22 protein-coding genes are annotated in these 19,700 nt (G+C 71.9%); 11 read left to right on the top strand and 11 right to left on the bottom strand.

Features of this window, described 5'->3' with window-relative positions:
- Positions 1-84: 84 nt before the first annotated feature.
- Positions 85-1,104: an AAA family ATPase gene (locus F9C41_RS37730; RefSeq protein ID WP_155391633.1), complete on the bottom strand. Its 1,020-nt coding sequence runs from the start codon at positions 1,102-1,104 to the stop codon at positions 85-87.
- Positions 1,105-1,154: 50 nt separating this feature from the next.
- A complete protein-coding gene (locus F9C41_RS37725) occupies positions 1,155-2,006 on the bottom strand; it encodes a S1C family serine protease (RefSeq protein ID WP_155391632.1) in 852 nt (283 codons plus the stop codon).
- A gap of 214 nt (positions 2,007-2,220) precedes the next feature.
- Here F9C41_RS37725 and F9C41_RS37720 point away from each other — a divergent pair, with 214 nt between their 5' ends.
- A complete protein-coding gene (locus F9C41_RS37720) occupies positions 2,221-3,240 on the top strand; it encodes a serine hydrolase (protein WP_155391631.1) in 1,020 nt (339 codons plus the stop codon).
- 5 nt (positions 3,241-3,245) lie between these two features.
- Here the strand turns inward: F9C41_RS37720 and F9C41_RS37715 are convergent, their stop codons facing one another.
- From F9C41_RS37715 to F9C41_RS37700, 4 genes are all read right to left on the bottom strand, one after another.
- Entirely contained in the window at positions 3,246-3,656 is a 411-nt protein-coding gene (locus tag F9C41_RS37715; protein ID WP_155391630.1) for a hypothetical protein, read from the bottom strand.
- Positions 3,653-3,886: a hypothetical protein gene (locus F9C41_RS37710; protein ID WP_120319785.1), complete on the bottom strand. Its 234-nt coding sequence runs from the start codon at positions 3,884-3,886 to the stop codon at positions 3,653-3,655. Before F9C41_RS37710 ends, F9C41_RS37715 begins: the two co-directional genes overlap by 4 nt.
- A gap of 107 nt (positions 3,887-3,993) precedes the next feature.
- On the bottom strand, positions 3,994-4,413 hold the full coding sequence (locus F9C41_RS37705; RefSeq protein ID WP_155391629.1) for a nitroreductase/quinone reductase family protein: 420 nt from the start codon (positions 4,411-4,413) through the stop codon (positions 3,994-3,996).
- 50 nt (positions 4,414-4,463) lie between these two features.
- Positions 4,464-5,372 (bottom strand): C40 family peptidase, encoded by a 909-nt coding sequence (locus F9C41_RS37700; RefSeq protein WP_196280124.1) that lies wholly within the window; start codon positions 5,370-5,372, stop codon positions 4,464-4,466.
- Positions 5,373-5,515: 143 nt separating this feature from the next.
- Between F9C41_RS37700 and F9C41_RS37695 the strand changes: the two genes are divergently transcribed.
- Positions 5,516-6,172, top strand: coding sequence for a TetR/AcrR family transcriptional regulator (locus F9C41_RS37695; protein WP_155391627.1), 657 nt, complete (start codon positions 5,516-5,518; stop codon positions 6,170-6,172).
- Between the two features lie 18 nt (positions 6,173-6,190).
- Here F9C41_RS37695 and F9C41_RS37690 read toward each other — a convergent pair whose 3' ends face one another.
- Positions 6,191-7,297 carry an oxidoreductase gene (locus F9C41_RS37690; protein ID WP_155391626.1) on the bottom strand — a complete coding sequence of 369 codons (1,107 nt, stop codon included), beginning with the start codon at positions 7,295-7,297 and terminating at the stop codon, positions 6,191-6,193.
- Between the two features lie 58 nt (positions 7,298-7,355).
- Between F9C41_RS37690 and F9C41_RS37685 the strand changes: the two genes are divergently transcribed.
- Positions 7,356-7,712 carry a MerR family transcriptional regulator gene (locus F9C41_RS37685; protein ID WP_155391625.1) on the top strand — a complete coding sequence of 119 codons (357 nt, stop codon included), beginning with the start codon at positions 7,356-7,358 and terminating at the stop codon, positions 7,710-7,712.
- 10 nt (positions 7,713-7,722) lie between these two features.
- On the opposite strand, the gene F9C41_RS37680 is transcribed toward F9C41_RS37685, so the two are convergent.
- The gene (locus F9C41_RS37680) at positions 7,723-8,250 is read right to left on the bottom strand and encodes a DinB family protein (RefSeq protein WP_155391624.1); all 528 of its coding nucleotides are present in this window, start codon (positions 8,248-8,250) and stop codon (positions 7,723-7,725) included.
- 119 nt (positions 8,251-8,369) lie between these two features.
- On the bottom strand, positions 8,370-9,272 hold the full coding sequence (locus tag F9C41_RS37675) for a GNAT family N-acetyltransferase (RefSeq protein ID WP_196280123.1): 903 nt from the start codon (positions 9,270-9,272) through the stop codon (positions 8,370-8,372).
- Positions 9,273-9,474: 202 nt separating this feature from the next.
- Here F9C41_RS37675 and F9C41_RS37670 point away from each other — a divergent pair, with 202 nt between their 5' ends.
- From F9C41_RS37670 to F9C41_RS37640, 7 genes are all read left to right on the top strand, one after another.
- Positions 9,475-10,062, top strand: coding sequence for a DUF998 domain-containing protein (locus F9C41_RS37670; RefSeq protein ID WP_196280122.1), 588 nt, complete (start codon positions 9,475-9,477; stop codon positions 10,060-10,062).
- 18 nt (positions 10,063-10,080) lie between these two features.
- Entirely contained in the window at positions 10,081-10,605 is a 525-nt protein-coding gene (locus tag F9C41_RS37665) for a hypothetical protein (protein WP_155391621.1), read from the top strand.
- 148 nt (positions 10,606-10,753) lie between these two features.
- The gene (locus F9C41_RS37660) at positions 10,754-11,806 is read left to right on the top strand and encodes a LacI family DNA-binding transcriptional regulator (protein ID WP_155391620.1); all 1,053 of its coding nucleotides are present in this window, start codon (positions 10,754-10,756) and stop codon (positions 11,804-11,806) included.
- Between the two features lie 71 nt (positions 11,807-11,877).
- Positions 11,878-14,163 (top strand): exo-beta-d-1,3/1,6-glucosidase, encoded by a 2,286-nt coding sequence (locus F9C41_RS37655; protein WP_230690309.1) that lies wholly within the window; start codon positions 11,878-11,880, stop codon positions 14,161-14,163.
- 249 nt (positions 14,164-14,412) lie between these two features.
- Complete coding sequence (locus tag F9C41_RS37650) at positions 14,413-15,033, top strand: hypothetical protein (protein WP_230690308.1); 621 nt, start codon at positions 14,413-14,415, stop codon at positions 15,031-15,033.
- A 75-nt stretch (positions 15,034-15,108) separates the two neighbouring features.
- Positions 15,109-15,468 carry a PadR family transcriptional regulator gene (locus tag F9C41_RS37645; RefSeq protein ID WP_230690307.1) on the top strand — a complete coding sequence of 120 codons (360 nt, stop codon included), beginning with the start codon at positions 15,109-15,111 and terminating at the stop codon, positions 15,466-15,468.
- Positions 15,465-16,430, top strand: coding sequence for a hypothetical protein (locus F9C41_RS37640; RefSeq protein ID WP_155391618.1), 966 nt, complete (start codon positions 15,465-15,467; stop codon positions 16,428-16,430). The genes F9C41_RS37645 and F9C41_RS37640 overlap by 4 nt, the downstream gene beginning before the upstream one ends.
- Before the next feature lie 76 nt (positions 16,431-16,506).
- Here F9C41_RS37640 and F9C41_RS37635 read toward each other — a convergent pair whose 3' ends face one another.
- A complete protein-coding gene (locus F9C41_RS37635; protein ID WP_155391617.1) occupies positions 16,507-17,037 on the bottom strand; it encodes a DUF4240 domain-containing protein in 531 nt (176 codons plus the stop codon).
- A 240-nt stretch (positions 17,038-17,277) separates the two neighbouring features.
- Between F9C41_RS37635 and F9C41_RS37630 the strand changes: the two genes are divergently transcribed.
- Positions 17,278-17,769, top strand: a complete 492-nt coding sequence (locus F9C41_RS37630; protein WP_155391668.1) for a DUF1877 family protein — start codon at positions 17,278-17,280, stop codon at positions 17,767-17,769.
- Between the two features lie 97 nt (positions 17,770-17,866).
- On the opposite strand, the gene F9C41_RS37625 is transcribed toward F9C41_RS37630, so the two are convergent.
- On the bottom strand, positions 17,867-19,243 hold the full coding sequence (locus tag F9C41_RS37625) for a helix-turn-helix domain-containing protein (RefSeq protein WP_196280121.1): 1,377 nt from the start codon (positions 19,241-19,243) through the stop codon (positions 17,867-17,869).
- Positions 19,244-19,700 lie beyond the last annotated feature (457 nt).

Genomic DNA, 19,700 nt, shown 5'->3' with positions numbered 1-19,700 from the left:
GCTCGCTCATGCCCACTCCTCGCTGCGCTCGTCGCCGGCATGAAGCCTGGGCCGGCTGATTCGCTCGCTGCGCTCGCTCATGGCTCAGCGGCCCTGCATGGCGAGTTCCGGCACGGGCAGCGACGACATGATCCGGTCGAGCACCGCGTCCGCGCTCACCTCGTCGGCCAGCGCCTCGTACGACATCACCAGGCGGTGGCGCAGCACGTCCAGGGCCAGATCGGTCAGGTCCTGGGGCAGCGCGTAGTCACGCCCGCGCAGGAACGCCAGGGCGCGCCCGGCCAGCACCAGGTTGATCGACGCGCGGGGGCTGGCGCCGTAGGTGATGTAGCGCGCCAGCTGCTGCTGGCCGACCAGCGCCGGTTCGCGGGTCGCGGCGGTGAGCCGGACCGCGTACTCGATGAGCGACGGGTCGACGTAGACCCGGTCGGCCTGCTGTTGCAGCTCGATCAGCCGCGCGGGGTCGATGATGCGCTGGATCGCCGCGCCGGGGCTGACCGCGCGCTCGACGATCACGAACTCCTCGGTGCTGCTCGGGTAGCCCACCAGGACCTTCATCATGAACCGGTCGACCTGCGCCTCGGGCAGCGGATAGGTGCCGTCGGACTCGATCGGGTTCTGCGTGGCCAGCACCAGGAACGGCTCCGGGACGCGGTGCGTCTCGCGGCCGATGGTGACCTGGTGCTCCTGCATCACCTCCAGCAGCGCGCTCTGCACCTTCGCGGGCGCCCGGTTGATCTCGTCGGCGAGCAGCAGGTTCGTGAACACCGGTCCGAGCGACACCTGGAACTCGCCGCTGTGCTGGTGGTACGTGCGGGTGCCGGTGATGTCGGCCGGGACCAGGTCGGGGGTGAACTGCACCCGGTGGAACTGCCCGCCGACGGCCTCGGCCAGGGACTTGACGGCCAGCGTCTTGGCCAGGCCCGGCACACCCTCGACGAGGATGTGCCCGCGCGCCAGCAGCGCGACCATCAGCCGCTCCAGCAGCAGATCCTGCCCGACGATGACCTTCTTGACCTCGTAGAGCACCTGCTCCACGATGCTCTGGCCGCCCGCCGGACGGGGCGGCTGCCGGTGACCGTTGCCGGATACGGGTGTGTTCATGGGTCCGTCCTCATCGGATCGAGTGCCGTTGCACGTGCTGTCGGGGGAGGTCACAGGGGTGGCGGCGGGCCGCCGCCGGCCGCGGCGGTCACGATCGGCACGGCGAACCCGATGCCGATGAACGTGCCGGCTTCCGTCGGGTTGGCCAGCGCCACCACGATGCCGACCGTCTCGCCGCGCATGTTCACCAGCGGGCCGCCGGAACTGCCGGGGTTGACCGCGGCGTCGAACTGGATGAGCCCGCCGAGCTTGCCGACGTCGGCCACGGTGACCGAACGTTCCAGGCCGGACACCACGCCGGTGGTGGCCGAGCCGGTCAGGCCGAGCTGGTCGCCGATCGCGACGACCTGCTCGCCGATGCCCGGCACGCCGCCGAGCACGGCCGGGACCAGCACCTCGGGAAGTTTCTCCGGGGTCAGCGCGGCGATGTCGGTCGCCGGGTCGGCGGCCGCGATCTTCGCCGGGGTGCTGCTGCCGTCGGCGTAGGTGACCTCGATCTTGGCTGCGCCCTTGACCACGTGCAGCGCGGTCAGGATGGTGCCGTCGGCGTTGGCCAGCACGCCGGTGCCGGAGGCCGCCGACGGCTCGCGGCCCGCGCCGGTGGTCCGGATGGACACCACCGAGGGCAGGAGGACCTGGTAGACCTCGGCGACGGTGAGCGTGCCGTCGTCGGACGGCGACGGTGAGGGCGACACGACGGCAGGTGCGCCGGACTCGGCCGCGCCCCACTGGAACGCGACCACCGCGGTGACCGCCAGCGCCACCGCGACACCCGCCGCGACCAGCGCACGGGTGCCCACGCGCGACCGTGGGCGGGGTGCCGGGTCGGGCTCGGCGTCGGCCGGCCCGGCCGCGGGGGGCGGGTCCGGGAGGCGGTCGAGTTTTCCGGCGCGACTCAGCATCCTTTGAGACTAGGGCCGAAAGCTGAATGTTCAATCAGAGTGCCGTCGCGGATCGCGCCGACCCCCGGCTCTCGGGTGGCCTCCGCGCGGCTGGGGTGACCGCCGACACACCGGCAGGGGGCGGCCGCAGCCGGTGGAGTGACGGGTCGGCATCCCGACGTCGCCGTGCTTAGGATCGACCGGACCGTCCCATGACGACGAACGGGGAACCTCTGTGTCCACACCCCTCTCCCGCCGCGCCGCCCTCGGCGGCCTCGGGCTCGGCGCCGCCGCGGCCACGTTCGGAGCCGCCGTGCCGGCGTCCGCGGCCGACGACGAGCGCGGCACCGGCCCGGGCCACCTGCGCCGGGTGTACGAGCGGCAGAAGACCAAGGCCGGCGGTGTCTGGCACTCCCACGTCGCCGCGGTGAACGCGGCCGGCGTGCTGGAGACCGTCATCGCCGACGACGTCGACGCGATCGTCGACGGCTACAGCGTCCAGAAGGTCGCCGTGGCCGTCGCCGTGATGGACAAGGTCGACCGCGGCGAGCTGCAGCTCAACCAGAAGCTCGACCTGCAGGCCGACATCATCCTCGGCGGCAGCGGCATCTACCACCTGCACACCGTGTGGGGTGACGACATCACCGTCGCCAACTTCCTCACCGCGCTGCTGCTGGTCTCGGACAACACCGCGGTGCGCATGTGCGGCCGGGTGGTGCCCGCACTGGAGATCAACCAGATCCTGGCCGCCAAGGGCTTCGTCAACACCCGGGTCATCCCGGTGGCCAACCCCAACCGGTTCTTCCTCGGCAAGACCACGCCCGCCGAGATGCACGACCTGCTGTGGCGGCTGGCCAACAAGACCCTGCTGTCCGCGAAGTCCTGCGACTTCCTGCTGAGCATCATGCGCTGGGTCAACGGCTACCACGACGGCATCCGGCGCAACATGTCGTCCAACGAGCGCAGCCGGGTGGCGATCAAGTACGGCGCCGACTTCAACACCCTCGGTGCGGGTCGGCACGAGGTCGGCATCATGTTCGACAGCTCGGGCGCGCCCGCGCTGACGTTCGCCTTCTTCGCCGACTCCCTCGACGGGCTGGACAACTACGGCGCCACCCACCCGGCCGTCGAGGCGCACGCGGTGCTGGGCCGCAAACTGTTCGACTCGATCCCGGCCCCGGTGGCCCAGGCGGCCGCCCGCACGACCCGGCCGACCGTCGACCTGACGCCGTTCCGCCAGGTCAACGGCGGCTGACGGTCCTACTTGTCCGTCAGATCCAGCACGCCGCCACCGGGCAGGTGGCGGCGTGCTTCAGCGCCGTCGTAGGTCGCCAGGTAGGCCCCGCTCCGGCGGGCCAGGATCACCGCGTGACCCATGACGTGACCCAGCTGCGCGGCCTCGATCGCTTCGGCCCCGAGCAGCGGCAGCAGCACCACCACCGAATCGGCGCGGGTGAGCAGGTCGATCAGCCGGTCGCGCTCGTCGTCGTCGAGTTGCCGGTGCGCGGTCATGAAGTGCGCCGCCGGCACCCCGACCATGCTGGTGGCGGATTCCTCCTCGACCATGGCCAGCAGCTCGGGCACGACCATGCCGGTCAGCCGCGCGTACGCGGTCAGCGCGGTGACATCGAGGACCACGCGGATCTGCGGCTCCGCCAGGGGCTCGGTCACTGCTCGGCCGCCCGCTGGGCGTCCAGCGCGGCGACGCGCTCACTCATGCGCTTCACGCCCTCGGGGGTCACCAGGTAGCCGGCTCGGCGGATCGTCTCGTGCAGCTGCTTGCGGCGTTTGGCCATCCGCAGGGCCTCGGCGACCAGGGCGGAGGCGTTGTCGGCAGCCTCGACGTCGGCCAGGACATCGGCGGGGAAGTAGATGCTGATCTTTCGGCCGGGCGTCGTCATGCCTCTATGCTACATCGCGGCGTAATTTGTCGCCTAAGATCAACAACGGGGCCCATGACGGCCTCCGTGTCAACGGCGAACACGACACGCGCTGCACGATGTGAAGGTCAGCCGGCCTCGGCGGCGAGGTCGATGCGTACGGTCAGCGGTCGGGTGGCCATCAGTCGGCCGATGGCGGCATCCCACCGGTAGGGCAGCGACCGCGACCGGGTCGCCACGTCGTCGCCGGGCAGCACCACGGCCCGGCCCTCGCGCCAGCCCCCGCCGACCTTCACCCGCACCACCGGGTCCGCCAGCAGGTTGCGCACGTAGTCGGCCTGCCGCCCGTGCGCGGCGACGAGCCAGAAGACGTCGCCGACCAGCCCGTTGCCGACCGGGGTGTGCCGGGGCAGTCCGGACCGCCGGCCGGTCGTCTCCAGCAGCGCGAACGCGTTCGGCGCCAGCCCTCGGCGCAGCGCCCACCGCGTGATCCGGTTGTTGACCCGTTCCAGCCCGGTGATCATCCGGTATTTGCGCGAGCGCGACATGAGCACAGTGTGGCCAGTCGCGGCCGCCGTGCCAATCGCCGCTACCCGGGCTACTCCGCCCGCAGCCGGCGGCCGGACACCAGGTGGCGTCGGCGGCGTTCGCTGAGCGCGCCGTCGATGCAGGCCCAGTCGGGCTGGGACACGTGCAGCACCTGCTGCTCGCCGCCGGTGCAGACGCCGGTGTGGTAGACGTCGCCCGTCTCGTCGTTCTGGAAGACGGCGAGGTCGCCCGGGGCGAGGTCGGGCACCTCCACGTGCTCGCCGAGCAGGGCGAGGTCGCTGGCGTCGCGCGGGACGGTGTGCCCGAACCGGCGGTAGATGAGGTGGGGGAGCCCGGAGCAGTCGAGCATCAGCCCGTGGGTGCCGCCGGCCAGGTACATCAGCCCCAGGAACTGCCGTCCCGCGGCGACCAGCTGCGCGGCGGTCGGCAGCGGGCCGCGGGGGCGGTGGACGTCCAGGTGCTTGTCCGCAAGCCAGCCGGTATGCCCACCGGGCAGCAGGACCTCGGTGAACGCGTCCTGCCGCCGGCGCGCGGGCAGCACCGTGGCGTAGCTGACGTCGTCGGCGATGACTCGGCCGTCGGGGCCGTTCCTGAGCTCGGTGACCTGCTCGGTGACCACCACCCGCTCGCCGGTGGGCTCGGCCGGCGCGGCCAGCTGTGCCAGCGGCAGCCAGCCGGGGTAGCCGCGGGGGTCCTTGCGGGACGGTTGCGCCGGGGCGTTGACGCGGGCCCAGCCGTCGCGGACCTCCTGGACCAGCACGGTCTCACCGAGCAGCAGCTGGCTGTCGACGCGGCCCCACAGGTCGCGGCGCTCGTCCGGACCCTGCGCGGCGGCCCAGGCCCGCAGCCCGGCAGGCGTGCTCAGGGCCGGCGCGTCCAGCGGCCGGACGGCGTCGGGGGAGGTCCACAGCCCGGCGGCGGAGACCGCCACGGCCATGGTCTGCGCCGGCTCGTTCATACGCTCCCCCTGTAGGAAATGCATCGTTGCATGGGGAGCGTACAAAAGTTTTCTTCACCGGGGCACGACCGCCCACGCCGTGGGAGCGGCCGGCGGCAGCGCCAAGATTGGACCATACGGTCCAGGGTGCTTAAGATGGGCAGGTGACAGCGACCGCCAGACTCACCGCGAAGGGTGCCGCGACCCGGGCCCGGATCGTCGCCACCGCCGCGGACCTGGTGCTCGCCCGCGGGGTCGGCGGCACGAGCCTCGACGACGTCCGCGCCGGCACGCTGACCAGCAAGAGCCAGCTGTTCCACTACTTCCCCGGCGGCAAGAGCGAGCTCGTGCTGGCGATCGCGGAGCTGCAGATGCAGCGGGTGCTGCGGGCGCAGCAGCCGTATCTGGAGACCCTCGACACCTGGGCCGCGTGGGACGGCTGGCGCGACGCGCTGGTCGCGCACTACGGCTCGCAGCCGCACTGGGGCTGCCCGATCGGCACCCTGGTCAGCGAACTGGTCGGCACCGATCCGGCGGCTGCCGCCGAGGTGGTCGGACACCTGAACCGCTGGCGCGCGTACCTGCGCGACGGGCTTTCGCGCATGCGCGAGGGCGGCCTGCTGCGCCCGGACGCCGACCCCGACCGGCTGGCCCTGGCCGCATTCGCCTCGGTGCAGGGCGGCCTGCTGCTGGCCCAGGCGCTGCAGTCGATCGATCCCCTGTCGGCTGCGTTGGACGCGGCACTGGCAGCGCTGCACGCCGCCGCGCCGGACGACCACGCGGTTGCGGGCGGCGTCGCTGCGCGTGGCGGCCGAGGGTGACCACAGGCTCGTGAGCCGTCAGGCGAACGTCTGCTCGTGCTCCTTGCGGTAGTCCTCGATGCCGTTGAGGCGGCCCTCGGCGGCCAGCGTCACCCAGGCCGGGTTGCCGAGCAGGATCCGGCCGATCGCGACCAGGTCGAATTCTCCGGCGCTGACGCGTTCCACCAGGCCGGTGAGGGAGTCCGGTCGACCGGGTGCGAGGAACTCACGGGTGAGACCGACTCCACCCACCGTGATGGTCGGCAGGCCGGTGAGGTGCTTGGCCCAGCCCGCGACGTTGAGCGGCGAGCCGGCGAAGAGCGGCTGCCAGAACCTGCGCTGGGAGGCGTGCAGCACGGTGGCGCCCGCCGCCGCGAAGGCTTCGAGGATCACCGCCAGCTCGGCGGGGGACTCGGCGATGCGGGCGTCGAAGTCGCGCTCCTTGAACTGCGAGAACCGCACTATCACCGGCATGGAGGCGGGGACGGCCGAGCGGACGGCCGCGACGACCTCGGCCGGGAACCGGGCCCGGCCGGCCGTCGACCCGCCGTAGCGGTCCGTGCGTCGGTTCGTGCGCGGCCACAGGAACTCGTCGAGCAGGTAGCCGTGCGCGGCGTGAATCTCGATCGCGTCGAACCCGGCGCGTGCGGCGACCCGCGCCGCGTCGGCGTACGCCGCCAGGATCGTGTCGATGTCGGCGAGCGTCATCGGGTGGCTGAGTGGGCGTCCCGGTTCCGGCACCCCCGACGGCGACCATGCCGGCAGGCCGTCGACCGGCTCGCGCAGGCTGCCCAGGTGCCACAGCTGCGCGGCGATCCGACCGCCGGCCGCGTGCACCTCGTCCACGACGTGCCGCCAGCCGTTCTCGGCCGCACCCGCCGTCATCCGCGGCACGGCTTCCTCGTGCCCGGCACTGGCGTGTCCGACCAGCACGCCCTCGGTGATGATCAGCCCGACGCCGTGCTCGGCGCGACGGCGGTAGTACGCCGCGACCGCGGGCGTCGGGACCCCGCCCGGTGACTGGGCGCGGGTCATCGGGGCCATGACGAAGCGGGTGGCCAGCGGCAGACCGGCCATGGTCACCGGTTCGAGCAGCGGGCCGAATCGGATCGCGGGGGCGGCGACGGGGGCGATGTGGTCGGTCATGCGGCTAAGGTAAAACTTGACACTGACGTCAGGGTCAAGTCTTGTGAGGCAGGTCTCGATGCGTATCGGCGAACTGGCGGAGGCGACCGGAACGAGCCCGCGATCGCTGCGCTACTACGAGGAGCAGGGCCTGCTCGGCAGCGGCCGTAGCACCGGCGGCCAGCGACACTACCCGCCCACGGCGGTCGAACGCGTCTCGCTGATCCGCTCGCTGCTGGCCGCCGGGCTGTCCAGCAGCACCATCCATGACGTCCTGCCGTGCATCACCGAGCGCGCGATCCGCACGCCCGCCCTGGCCGCCCGGCTGCGCGACGAGCTGCACCGGGTGGACGAGCAGATCCGGGAGATGCGGCGAACCCGGGAGGTCCTCGCCGATCTGGTGAACCTCTATGCCGACGCCGAACAGGCCTCGTGACAGCGCAGCGTCACACGCCGGTCGACCCGTCGATCCGCTCGCGGATGAAGTCGGCGTGACCTGTGTGCTGGGCGTACTCCTCCAGGAGGTGGATGTAGACCCAGCGGAGACTGAGTTTGCCGGTCGGGGCCTTGGGGTCGTCGACGGGCTCGTCCAGGTCGCGCCCGGCCACGGCGGCGTCGCACGCGGCGGTCTCGGCCAGGAAACGGGCGTGGTCGGCCTCGGCGTCGGCGTCGGCCAGCAGGTCGAAGTCGCCGTCGGGGTGCTCGTCGGTGCAGTAGAGGTCCGGCACGTCCTCGTGCAGATACTTGGTCCGGAACCAGAACCGCTCGACCTCGGTCATGTGCCGCAGCAGGCCCAGCAGGGTCAGGTTCGACGGTTCGACGGACGCCGTCCTGAGTTGCTCCGCGGTGAGCCCGGAGCACTTGCGCAGCAGGTAGACCCGGCGCCGCTGCAACCAGTCCGCCAGCATCTCGCGCTCACCGCAGGCCATGTCCGTCCGGGGTCCCCGCGCGACGTCGGGTGCAATCCATGCCATGGCGCCATCATCGCCAGCGAGGCAAGCGAATTCCGGCTTCGCCGACATCTGATGGCTTCGTCGGCGAGAACGGGCAGCCGGATGCTCGTCGCGTCCGCCGATGGCCGAGCATGGAGGGGTCAGGCCGACACGGAGGCCAGCGGCTTGCGGTAGCGGGGCATCCGCCGCACGATGCGGTAACCGGCCCGCTGGTAGAGGTCCACGGTCCGGTGCGGATTCTCGGCGACGGTGCGGATCGTGGCGACGGTGACGCCGTGCTCGCGCATGGCCGCCAGGCTGCGGGCGAGCAGCGCCGAGGCGAGGCCCCTACGCCGGTACGCGGGCCGGACCGCGACCCACGGCGAGTCGGCGCGGCCGCCGTCCTCCCGTTCGCTGGTCACCAGCCCGGCGACCTCGTCGCCGTCCCAGGCCACCGCCCACAGGTCGGTGTCGCGCACCGCGGCCAGGTAGCTGTCGTAGTCCGGCGAGACGAAGCCGTCCCCGCTGCCGGTGAAGCACTCCGTGATCGCGGCATGGATCAGCGGCTGGTGCTCGGCGAGCACGGGCCGGGTCCGCAGGCCGGCGGGCAGGGCGGCAGGTGCGGCGGCGTCGGCGACGGGCCGGCTCAGGTCGACGAGGGTGAACGCGACCCGGTAGCCGTTGTCCAGCAGCAGTTGTCGTGCGCCCGGCCGGTCGTCGTCGGCGTTGCCGCCGAGGACCTGATGCGGCGCGCCGGAGCCGAGCGAGGCGGCGTACGCCTCCTGGCGGCGCAGCATGGCCGTGCCGTGGCCGCGGCCGCGGCGGTCCGGGTGGACACAGCCCGTGACCAGGAACATCTCCGTGCCGTCGTCCTCGGTCCAGCGGTCGAGGCGGCCGAACCCGACGACCTCACCGGCGTCCTCCGCGACCACGCAGGCCTCGGCCGGCACTTCGCCGCCGTCCGGGCCGGGCAGCCAGCCGTCGCCGTCCACCGCGAGCACAGCCTGCCGTACCCGCTCGATCTGCTCGTCGTCGTCCGGTCCGGCGTACGCCCGCAGTCCCATGCGCGCCGACGCTACCGGCGGCCCGGGGGACTGTCTCGCGAATTCCGGGTGCCGCCACGACCGGCGGCCGATCGTGGCCGACGCGCGTAAATCAGCCGTCGACGGCTCAGGGATCACCCGCACCTGCTCGCCCGGACCCATCGGGGTCCGGGCAGGGTGTTCACCGGAGGCCGGGCGGCGCGGCCGGGCATATCGTCGACGCATGATCGACAAACGGCTCCTCGCCGCGGTCGGCCTGGCCGGCAGCGTGCTGACCGCGCTGCTCGCCGGGATCGGCCAGGTGGACCCGGACCCGCAGCTGAGCCATGCCTCGCTGACCGTCAGCGACTTCGCCGTGCACGACCGCGGCGGGGTCACCGACACGGCGATGGTCGTCTTCGGACTGTCGGCCTGGTGTCTGCTGCCCGCGCTGCGCCCGGCCGCGCCCCGCTTCCTGCTGGCCCTGTTCGGGGCGGCCATGACGGTGGCGGCGCTGGCGCCCACCGATCTCGGCCCGCTGACCGCGACCGGCTACCTGCACCGCTACGCGTCGATGCTGGCGTTCGTGGCGTTGCCGCTGGCGGCGGTGACGCTGCGGCCGGTGAGCCGGGCGGTGCGGCTGACCGCCGGCACCGCGGCCGGATTCGCCGTACTGATGCTGGCCAGTGCCACCCTCGCGGACCGCTTCCTGATCGGGGCGGCCGAACGGTATCTGCTGCTCGCCGAGGTGCTGCTGCTCGGCCTGCTCGCCGTGCGTGCGCGCCGCGATTGCCCGGCACGGCCCGCTCGGTCTACCGTGAGTCACGCCTGACCACGGGGGAGGAGCGGCGTGACCGTCCACATCGCAGGGCACGATCCGGATGCACCGCCGGTCTACTGCCGGCGGTGGAACTTCCGCCGCCACGAGCCGGTCGAGCTGCTGACCGCCGACGAGGCCCAGGCGCGCGACACCGCCGGTGAGCCGTACACCGTGGTGCCGGCGGCCCCGCGCAGCGGCGTACCCGACGTGGTCATCGAGATCGCCTGGGAGAACGGGCACGCCGGCGTCTGGTTCTTCGACGCCTACGGCCGCCAGTGCCTGCACTACTCCTTCCGGCGCAGCGGCGAGCAGCTCTTCCTCGGCGGCATGACGCAGTGGGACTACCCGGACGCCGGGGCCGCGACCCTGTCCGGGGCGACGTGCGTCACCTGGTTCGAGTTCCGCGAGGACGGCGGCGCCCGCCGCGTCATCGGCGACGACACCACCCAGCAGCGCACGGTCGAGGACCGGACGGGCGTGGACGTCAGCACGCAGTGGGAGCCGGTGCCGGGCTTCGGCAAGTGGGACTCGCTGGCCCGGTGGAGCCGCAGCTAGGGTGCCACGGCCGGTCCCCTAGAGTCTGGAGAGCGCGATCCCGGCAGGTGGGGCACCGTCATACCGGGTTCCGTTGAGAGCGCTCTCGCGTCTATGGTGCCGACGGGGCGCGCGACGGGGCGCCGCCCGTGCCGAGATTGCGAGTGCCATGACGTACCGGAAGCTGACCATCGAGGACATCGCCCACCAGGCCGGGGTGTCGCGGGCCACCGCCTCGCGGGTGCTCAACAAGGCGCCGGGCGTCTCCGCCGAACTGCGGATGCGGGTCGACCGGGTCGTCGCCGATCTCGGCTACCGGCCGAACGCGGCCGCGCGGGCGCTCGCCTCGGGTCGCCGCGACGCGCTCGACCTGGTCGTCATCGCGTGCCATGGCGACATCAGCCTGTTCGGGGCCCAGCCCTACTACAGCCGGGTCATCGCGGGCGTGCTGGCGGCGCTGGCCGGCACCGACACGCAGCTGCGGGTCAACGTCGCCGGCTCGGCCGACGCGCCGGAGCTGATCGAACGCGTCGCGCAGTCGGTGACGGCCGGCGCGGTGCTGGTCAACGTGTCGCCCGAACTGGCGGCCCGCTTCCACGCGCGGTGCCGGCGGGTCGTGTCGCTGGGCGCTACCGCGGCACACGTCCCGGCGGTCGAACCCGAGAACAGCCGCGCGGCGTACGACGCGATCAACTTCCTGCACCGCATCGGCTGCCGCCGGATCGCCGCGATCCACGGCCCCGACTGCAACACCTGCGCGGCCGGCCGCCGCGCCGGGCACCTCGAAGCAGTCCGCGAGCTGGGCCTGCCCGACATCGCCGTCGACGGCGGATTCCGGCGTGAAGGCGGCTACGCGGCCGCGACGCGGCTGCTGGCCGAGCACCCCGACCTCGACGGGATCTTCGCGGCCTGCGACATGATGGCCGCCGGCGCGGTCCAGGCCATCACCGACGCGGGCCGGCGGGTCCCCGACGACATCGCCGTCGTCGGCTTCGACGACAGCGCCGTGGCCGCCTGCGTGAGCCCGCCGCTGACGACGATGCGCCTGCCGGTCGAGCAGATGGCCGCCGCCGCGACCAGGGCGCTGCTGGAGGGCGCCGCGGCGCCGCACTGGCGGCGCTTCTTCCCCGTCGAGATGGTCGTGCGCAACAGCACGGGGCCCGACGCCGCGCTCCTGCTCCCGCCCGCACACCCGGTGTCCGCGCTCGCCGGACGCCGGTAGCCGCCCCCGGCCGCCGGATGAACTCGCACCTTGCCACCAGGACACCGCCCGGTGTCCGCGAAAGGAACCCCGTGTCCTCGCTGCCTTACCTCGACCCCACGCTGCCGACCGCCCGGCGGGTCGCCGACCTCATCGGACGGATGACGCTGCCGGAGAAGGTCGGGCAGATGCTTCAGCTCACCGCCCGTGACGGCGTACGCCATCTGGTCGAGGAGTTCCATGTGGGCTCGATCCTGCACGCCTCGCCCGAGCGGGTGCGCGAGGCCGCGGAGCTGGCCCGCCACTCCCGCCTGGGCATCCCCCTGCTGGTGGCCGAGGACTGCATCCACGGCCACTCGTTCTGGGAGGGTGCGACGATCTTCCCGACGCAGCTCGGCATGGCCGCGGCCTGGGACGCCGAGCTCGTCGAGCGGGTCGCCCGGGTCACCGCCGTCGAGGTCGCCGCCACCGGTGTGCACTGGACCTTCTCGCCGGTGCTGTGCATCGCCCGGGACCTGCGCTGGGGGCGGGTGAGCGAGACGTTCGGGGAGGACCCGTTCCTCATCGGCGAGTTCGCCTCGGCGATGGTGCGCGGTTACCAGGGCGACGGTCTGGCCGACCCGACGGCGATCCTGGCCTGCGCGAAGCACTTCGCGGGCTACTCCGAGACGCAGGGCGGCCGCGACGCCAGCGAGGCCGACATCTCCCGGCGCAAGCTGCGCTCGTGGTTCCTGCCGCCGTTCGAGCGGGTCGCCCGGGAGGGCTGCCGCACCTTCATGCTCGGCTACCAGTCGATGGACGGGGTGCCCGTCACGGTGAACGACTGGCTGCTCAACGAGGTGCTGCGCGGCGAGTGGGGCTACCGCGGCACGCTGGTCACCGACTGGGACAACGTCGGTCGCATGGTCTGGGAGCAGCACATCTTCCCCGACTTCACCGCAGCGTCCGCGGCCGCGGTGAAGGCGGGCAACGACATGGTGATGACCACGCCCGACTTCTTCGAGGGCGCGCAAGACGCCGTCGCCAAGGGGCTGCTGGAGGAGTCGGAGCTGGACGCGGCGGTCACCCGCATCCTGACCCTGAAGTTCGAGCTGGGGCTGTTCGAGAACCCGCGGCACCCCGACCCGGCCCGCCAGGCCGAGGTCATCGGCGTCGCCGCGCACGCCGAGCTCAACCTCGAGGTCGCCCGGCGTTCGCTGGTGCTGCTGCGCAACGACGGCACGCTGCCGCTGGCGGGCGGCCTGACGGCCGGGCCGGACGGGCGCGCCGCCGCGCCGGACGCCCCGGCCCGCACCGTCGCGATCGTCGGGCCCAACGCCGACGACCCGCATACCCAGCTCGGCGACTGGGCCGGCGCGTCCGGGCAGGCCGAGTGGCTGCCCGACGGCCATCCGCGCGAGATGATCACGACCGTGCTGGACGGGTTCCGGGAGGTCGTCCCGGCCGGTTGGACGGTCACCCACGCCCGCGGCGCGGACATCGTCGTCACCGGGCCCGACCCTGAGGGGGAGTTCTTCCCCGACGGGCAGCCGCGCCCCGACGTCGCGCTGCCCGCCGCGCCCGACGAGGCGCTGATCGCCGCGGCGGTCGCCGACGCGAGCCGGGCCGACTACGTGGTCGCCGTGGTCGGCGACCGCATCGAGCTGGTCGGGGAGTACCGCTCGACCGCCACGCTGGAGCTGGTGGGCGGGCAGGCTGCCCTGCTGGACGCGCTGGCCGCGACGGGCAAGCCGCTGATCGTGGTGCTGCTGAGCTCCAAGCCGCTGGTGTTGCCCCCGTCGGTGAGCGAAGCCGCCGCGATCGTGTACGCCGCCAACCCGGGCATGCGTGGCGGGCGGGCCGTCGCCGAGCTGCTGCTCGGGCTGATCGAGCCCAGCGGCCGGCTGCCGATCTCGTTCGCCCGGCACGCCGGGCAGCAGCCGACGTACTACAACCAGGTGCGCGGACAGCACGGCCACCGTTACGCCGACCTGACGCAGGCTCCGGCGTTCGCGTTCGGGCAGGGCCTGAGCTACACCACGGTGGAGTACTCCGGTCTGCGGGTGCTGACGCCGACGGTGGGCGTCGGCGACACGGTGCGGGCGCAGGTGGAGCTGCGCAACACCGGGGCGCGGCCGGCGCTGGAGACGGTCCAGGCGTACGTCAGTGACACGGTCACCTCGGTGACCTGGGCGGAGCAGGAGCTGAAGGCGTACCGCCAGGTGTCGCTGGCGGCGGGGGAGTCGCGGCTGGTGGAGCTGGAGCTGCCGGTGTCGGCCTGCTCCATCGTGGACGCCCGGGGCGCGCGGGTGGTCGAGCCGGGCGAGTTCGAGCTGCGGGTGGGCCCGTCCTCGCGGGCCGAGGACCTGCAGCGCGCCGGGTTCACCGTGGTCGTCTGAGTCCGGGTCGGATCTGTTCGGCGGTTCCCCTGCGGGGGAGCCGCCGTTCGCCGTTTCGGGGGTCGTGTGCGGGACCTCTATGAGCACGCTGGGGCGGCCGGGTCTCTGCCCGGCCGCCCCAGGACCCGGCAAAACCAGATCAAAGCAGGTCGTACGGCAGTAAAGTGATCCTGGCCGCTGGCAGTATTCACCCCGGGCCGGGCTGTGCAGCCCGGAGGCGGCGGCGAAGCGCACGAGGGGAACGCTGCCATGGAAATTCTTCCGGCCTCAATGTTCGTGCCGGTGGCGCTGGGCTTCTTCGGACTCGCCACCGGCTACCTGATCTACGGCCCGCAGGAGCTGTTCGGCTACCCGGCCCGGGACCGCAACGTCGACCGCAGCAACGGGGTATGGGGCATCTGGATGCCCGGTTTCTGCCAGTTCCTGGTCGGCATCTACCTCTTCGTCGGGTTGACCTGGTTCGAGGTCTTCACCACCAACAAGACGCTGTACATGGCGGCCCTGGCGTTCAGCGCCTACGGCATCCACTGGTTCGCCATGGGCTGGATCAGGCTGCAGGGCTCCGACGCCAGACCCAATGGATACATGTCGATCCCCTTCGTCCTGCTGGGCATCCTCGGCATGCTCGTCTTCTTCAGGGCGGGGGACTGGCCCCTCGGGCTGCTCTTCACCGGCCTGACCCTGGTGTACGTCGCGGAGTTCTTCGCCAGCTTCAACATCGGCGGCAGGCCCGCGCACGACGGGCACGGGGCGCTCAACCCCGGCCAGAAGGTGCTGGGCCTGCTGCACATCCTGGTCGGCCTGTGGCTGCTGTACCTGACGTTCGCGGCCACGCTCAACCTGTCCTCAGGGACCCACCTCCCCGCCTGACCCCGTCGGAGCGACGCCGGCAGAAGCGGAAGGCCAGATCTTTACATAGGTAGATCATCGCCATATCTTATCCTCATGAGTATCACTCCGATGAGGATGCGGGAACCGACCTACTTCATCCTGGCGTCGCTTCAGGACGAACCCCTGCACGGCTGGGCCATCATCAAACGAGCCGACGAACTGTCACGCGGCCAGGTCAAACTCGCCACCGGCACGCTGTACTCGGCCCTCGACCGCCTGGCCGGCGAGCAGCTGGTGCGGGTCTCCGACGAGCAGATCGTCAACGGCAGGGCCCGCCGCTACTACACCCTCACCGACGCCGGCCTGGTCGCCCTGCGCGAGGAGGCGGCCCGGCTGGCCGACGCGGCCCGGATCGTCACCGAACGCGGCACGAGCACGGCGCGGCCCGTACGCCCCGGGGCGGTGCCGGCGTGAGCATCGAGATCGAACGCCGCTACGAGCGGCTGCTACGGCTGTACCCGAAGGCCTACCGGCACCACCGCGGCGCGGAGATGCTGGGCACGCTCATGGACGCCGCGGAGGCCGGGCAGGGGCGGCCGCCGCTGCGCGAGATCGGCGCGTTGATGCTCGGCGCGCTGCGGGCGCGGGTCGGCACCGCCGCAGGCCTGTCCGTCGGACAGGCCTGGCTGTCGGCGGCGCGGATGGCCGCGCTGCTGCTGCTCGCCTACGGCGCCGCGCTGTCCGCGGCCCGGGCCGGCCGGGTCGTCTTCTCCGACCTACTGGGCGACGGGCTGCGGCTGGAATCGGAGCTCGGGTTCGTCGGCGCGACCGTGGCCGTGGTGCCAGCCCTGTTTCTGGCCTCACGGGGCCGCTACGGGTGGGCCACCGTGATCGCTGGGGTGGGCTTCGTCTGCGAACAGTGGGCACAAATCGGCCCACATCTATATTGGTACATCAAATGGGACTCCCCGGAACCCCCGCCGCTGACCGAAGGTTGGGCGCAGCTCAGCTGGCATCTCCTAGAGGGCCGGTTGGTGGACTACAAGTTCTGGCCGCTGCCGCTGGCGGTCCTGCTGATGCTGCCGTTGCTGCGCCGGCGGCCTGCCGTGCCCGGCACACCCCTGTGGTGGCTGCTGGCCGTGCCGCTGTCGGTGTTCCTCCTGCCGACGGACTTCGACGCCTCGCTCGGCTGGCAGCCGTTTGCGCTGACGGCCGTCTGCCTGGGCGCGCTGGCATGGTCGTTCGTGGATGCGCGGGCGGGCCTGGCGGTGGCCGTGCTGCCGCTGCCGTTGTTCCTGCAGGGCCTGGGCCACCGCTACCTGCCCGGCAACCAGGGCAACGACTACAGCGTGTTCTGGATCATGGCTCCGGCCGTCGTCACGGCCGCCCTGATCGCCGCCGGTGCTGTGCTGGTGCGCCGGCAGGCGCGGCTGTGACAGTGGGGGAGTCGGCCCGCCAGGCGGTGTCGACTCCCCGGTACGGCAAACGAAGGCAACGCGTTGAGCACCGCTCTCAGTCGTCGAAGAGTGCGGCAAGTTTCGGCAGGCGTCGGCGGTCCTCGTCGGCGTCCTCGAAGTCCCAGCCCGGGCCGAGCTGCGGGTAACGGCCGGTGACCGCAAGCGCCTCATGGTCGCCGGTCACGGCCTCGTACGCGTCCCACACCACGCCGTACATGGACTCGCATTCGAGGTCGGCCTCGTCGCCGGCGGCGACACGCTGGACCGCCGGCAGGTCGGCGAGAGTATCGGGATCGGCCACCGCGCGCTCGAACACCGCGCGCCCCTGGGTGAGCAGCCAACCGCGGAAGTACTCGAAGCCGTCGTCCGAGCAACCGCCGTTGATCAGATACGCCGCATGCCACAGGTTCCACCGGTAGGACCGTGCCCGGAGGTCCCACAGCGGTTGTGCCAGGAGCGCGACCTTCTCCGCGGGCAGGGCGGTCAGCAGCGCCAGCGTCCGTTCGGCGACGTCCACGGCGTCCGACGGGTCGGCCGCGGATTCCCGGGCCTTGTCGACCACCTGCCAGAACTCCTCGATGCTCACGGTGCAGGAGTATGACAGCGCGCTGGGACAACACGGTCAGAGCCGGCCGGCCCCGGCCAGAGGGTTACGGCGACGGCCAGGAGCAAAGCGATGTCGAGCCCGATCAGGTTCGGACGCGGACGGTGCCGTCACGGCTGACGGCCCCGGGTGTCCGGCGGCCACGATAAGGTGCCCGGTGCCGCGATCGACGGGTCTTCGTCGTGGTGACCGATCGGGCGAGGGAGGAGAACAAGCGTGAGCATGGTGCTGATCGGACGCCGGTTGTCGGCCGATGAGCTGCAGGCGGTTCTCGACGACGCCGCGGTCGTGGACGAGCTGCTCTACGGCGACCTCGAAGACGACGACGGCGAGATGCCCGAGCCCGAACTGGACCTCGACAAATCGTGGCATGGCGTTCACTACCTGCTCACCGGCACCGCCTGGGACATCAGCCAGGGAGCCGGCGAAGCCGTGCTCGGTGGCGAGGAGATCGGCGAGGACGGCGGCTACGGCCCGGCCAGGCTGTTCACGCCGGAGGCGGTCCGTGCGGTCGCCGCCGCACTCGACGCGCTGGACCTGGACGCGCTGCGCGCCCGGTTCGATCCGCGGGCGATGGCGGCCCTCGACATCTACCCGAGCCCCGGGGCGGAGCTGGCAAAATTCGACGACCTGGCAGCATCCCTCACCGACCTGCACCGGTTCTATAAGGGCGCAGCAGCCGACGGCCAGGCGGTACTGCTGGTCATCACCTGATTCGTGGACGACGGCCAGGTGCGGGGTGAGCCGTGGCCAGCGGTCGACGGCCGCCCGAGATCGTCGTACTACGTCTGTCATACGGCGTTGACGGGCGTCACACGGTGGCGAGGGCGTCGCGCAGCTCGTCAGTCTGGGCGAGATCGGGCCACCGCCGGGCGAGCGTCCGGCTGAGTGTGCGCAGTTCGCCGGCGATGCGTGCCGACCCGGTCGTCCGCGCGGCCGGCACGCAGCTCAGGCCCAGGGCGGCGGCGCGTTCCGGGTCGGGTCGAGCCGACCGGAGCACCGCGTTGGCCAACTTGACCCACTGGTGGGCCTGGTCGCGGCGCAGATGAGCAGGGGTGTCAGCGATCCGGCGTTCGAGGATGGCGACGGCGGTGTCGGCGTGGCCGCAGTCGCGATAACCGGTGGCGGACTGCTCCTCCAACGCGGCGAGGTCATAACGGCGCAGGTAGACGGGTGAGTTCTCGTCGACGTCGTCGGGGTGGTCACGGAGCAGGTCGGCGGCGGCGTCGAGCCGGATGCGGAAGCTGTCGGCATCACCGTGCATGGCCCATCCACGTGCCTCCTGCTGGGCGGCGAGCGCGCGCAACTTCGGGCTGATCGGGCCGGGAACCCGCTGTGCGGCGGCGGCCAGCTCGACGACATCGACGGCGTCACCGTCGAGCATCGCGATGTTGCTCCTACGGACCAGGAGGTAGGCGACGAACTGTTGGTCGCCGATCGCCTGCGCCCATTGGGTGGCCCGGTCCGACCAGAACATCGCCGCCGCGACGTCGCCACAGTCCTGATGCAGCCAGCCCGCGAACTCCGCATACCGGGCAAGCAAGCGCAGCGTCGGCTCGCCCGTGCCGGGTCGGCCACCGCGACGTAGTCCGTCGAGGATCTCGATCTGCGCGTGGACCTGGCCCAGCAGGGCTCGCGGACCGAGCATCTTGTCGGCGACGAAGTGCTGTTCGAGCAGCGTACGGAAGTAGTCGAGCACCTGTGGGTCGGTGCGCTGCGGTGCTGCGACCGCCCTGGCGACGCGTTCGGTCAGATCGGTTTCGGCCAGGTCAGGGCGGAGCGTACCGACGAACGCGCCGGTGGCCAACAGACGGTGGAACTCGCGACGTGACAGGCTCACCCGCACCTCCCTTCGGTCCGGCAACCGAAACTCCACCGTCACGCTATCGCCGTCGGTGATGGGAAGCCCACTGATCAGGCCGAGCTGCGGCATCTGCGTGGGTGTCCCGTTCGCCGGCATCAGCGCGCGCAGTGAGACCAGCAATCCGCCGGCTCCGAGCGCGTGATCCAACGAAGGCACCAGTTCGGGGTCGATCAGATGTTCTCCGCGTTCCACTCGGGAGATGCGGCTGTAGTCGTAGAGGCTGCGTTCGCCGAGATCGCGGAGTGACATCCCGGCCTGCCGGCGCAGGTGGCGAAGGACCAGGCCGAAGATTCGGCGTACCGCATCGTTGTCCTGGGCGGTCACTGCGACCTCCTCTGTATCCGTCGTTGCCGATGTTGCCGCAACAGCGAACCGGTTCACAAGCTCGGTCGGGGACGCGACGCTGATCAGGCAGCGGTTTCTCCCGGCTCGCGCTGCCGGAGGTCCCGCGACGTTGCACGCACCGCACCGCGTGCCGTCGCGGGACCTCATGTTGCCTCAGGAGGGGTTCATGATGACAGCCGACCAGTTCGTCGCATATGCCCGCCGCCAGATCGCCGCAGCAGAGCAGATCCTGTCGGAACACGCCAGGCTCGGCCCTGGGATGTGCAGCTGCGGTCGCTCGTGGCCGTGTCCCGTGGCGGTTTCGTGCGCCCAGATGCGCGATCATTATGCGGCGAAGGCAGCGTTGGTCGAGGCGACCCAGGTACTGCCCGTAGTCCGGCGTGACCGGCCCTATTGCAACGGGCACTGGCGTCGGCTGGTCGGTCTACTCTCCCGC

The organism is Catellatospora paridis (genome assembly GCF_009720365.1).
Taxonomy (GTDB): domain Bacteria; phylum Actinomycetota; class Actinomycetes; order Mycobacteriales; family Micromonosporaceae; genus Catellatospora; species Catellatospora paridis.
Note: the sequence above shows the minus strand (reverse complement) of the source record. Positions and strands in the feature narration are given on the sequence as shown.

What these genes read in the sequence shown, in the direction of transcription:
- F9C41_RS37730 (WP_155391633.1), bottom strand. Translation starts at nt 1,104, where the DNA reads ATGAACACACCCGTATCCGGCAACGGTCACCGGCAGCCGCCCCGTCCG.
- F9C41_RS37725 (WP_155391632.1), bottom strand. Translation starts at nt 2,006, where the DNA reads ATGCTGAGTCGCGCCGGAAAACTCGACCGCCTCCCGGACCCGCCCCCC.
- F9C41_RS37710 (WP_120319785.1), bottom strand. Translation starts at nt 3,886, where the DNA reads ATGACGACGCCCGGCCGAAAGATCAGCATCTACTTCCCCGCCGATGTC.
- F9C41_RS37705 (WP_155391629.1), bottom strand. Translation starts at nt 4,413, where the DNA reads ATGTCGCGCTCGCGCAAATACCGGATGATCACCGGGCTGGAACGGGTC.
- F9C41_RS37700 (WP_196280124.1), bottom strand. Translation starts at nt 5,372, where the DNA reads ATGAACGAGCCGGCGCAGACCATGGCCGTGGCGGTCTCCGCCGCCGGG.
- F9C41_RS37690 (WP_155391626.1), bottom strand. Translation starts at nt 7,297, where the DNA reads ATGACCGACCACATCGCCCCCGTCGCCGCCCCCGCGATCCGATTCGGC.
- F9C41_RS37685 (WP_155391625.1), top strand. Translation starts at nt 7,356, where the DNA reads ATGCGTATCGGCGAACTGGCGGAGGCGACCGGAACGAGCCCGCGATCG.
- F9C41_RS37680 (WP_155391624.1), bottom strand. Translation starts at nt 8,250, where the DNA reads ATGGCATGGATTGCACCCGACGTCGCGCGGGGACCCCGGACGGACATG.
- F9C41_RS37675 (WP_196280123.1), bottom strand. Translation starts at nt 9,272, where the DNA reads ATGGGACTGCGGGCGTACGCCGGACCGGACGACGACGAGCAGATCGAG.
- F9C41_RS37670 (WP_196280122.1), top strand. Translation starts at nt 9,475, where the DNA reads ATGATCGACAAACGGCTCCTCGCCGCGGTCGGCCTGGCCGGCAGCGTG.
- F9C41_RS37660 (WP_155391620.1), top strand. Translation starts at nt 10,754, where the DNA reads ATGACGTACCGGAAGCTGACCATCGAGGACATCGCCCACCAGGCCGGG.
- F9C41_RS37650 (WP_230690308.1), top strand. Translation starts at nt 14,413, where the DNA reads ATGGAAATTCTTCCGGCCTCAATGTTCGTGCCGGTGGCGCTGGGCTTC.
- F9C41_RS37645 (WP_230690307.1), top strand. Translation starts at nt 15,109, where the DNA reads ATGAGTATCACTCCGATGAGGATGCGGGAACCGACCTACTTCATCCTG.
- F9C41_RS37630 (WP_155391668.1), top strand. Translation starts at nt 17,278, where the DNA reads ATGGTGCTGATCGGACGCCGGTTGTCGGCCGATGAGCTGCAGGCGGTT.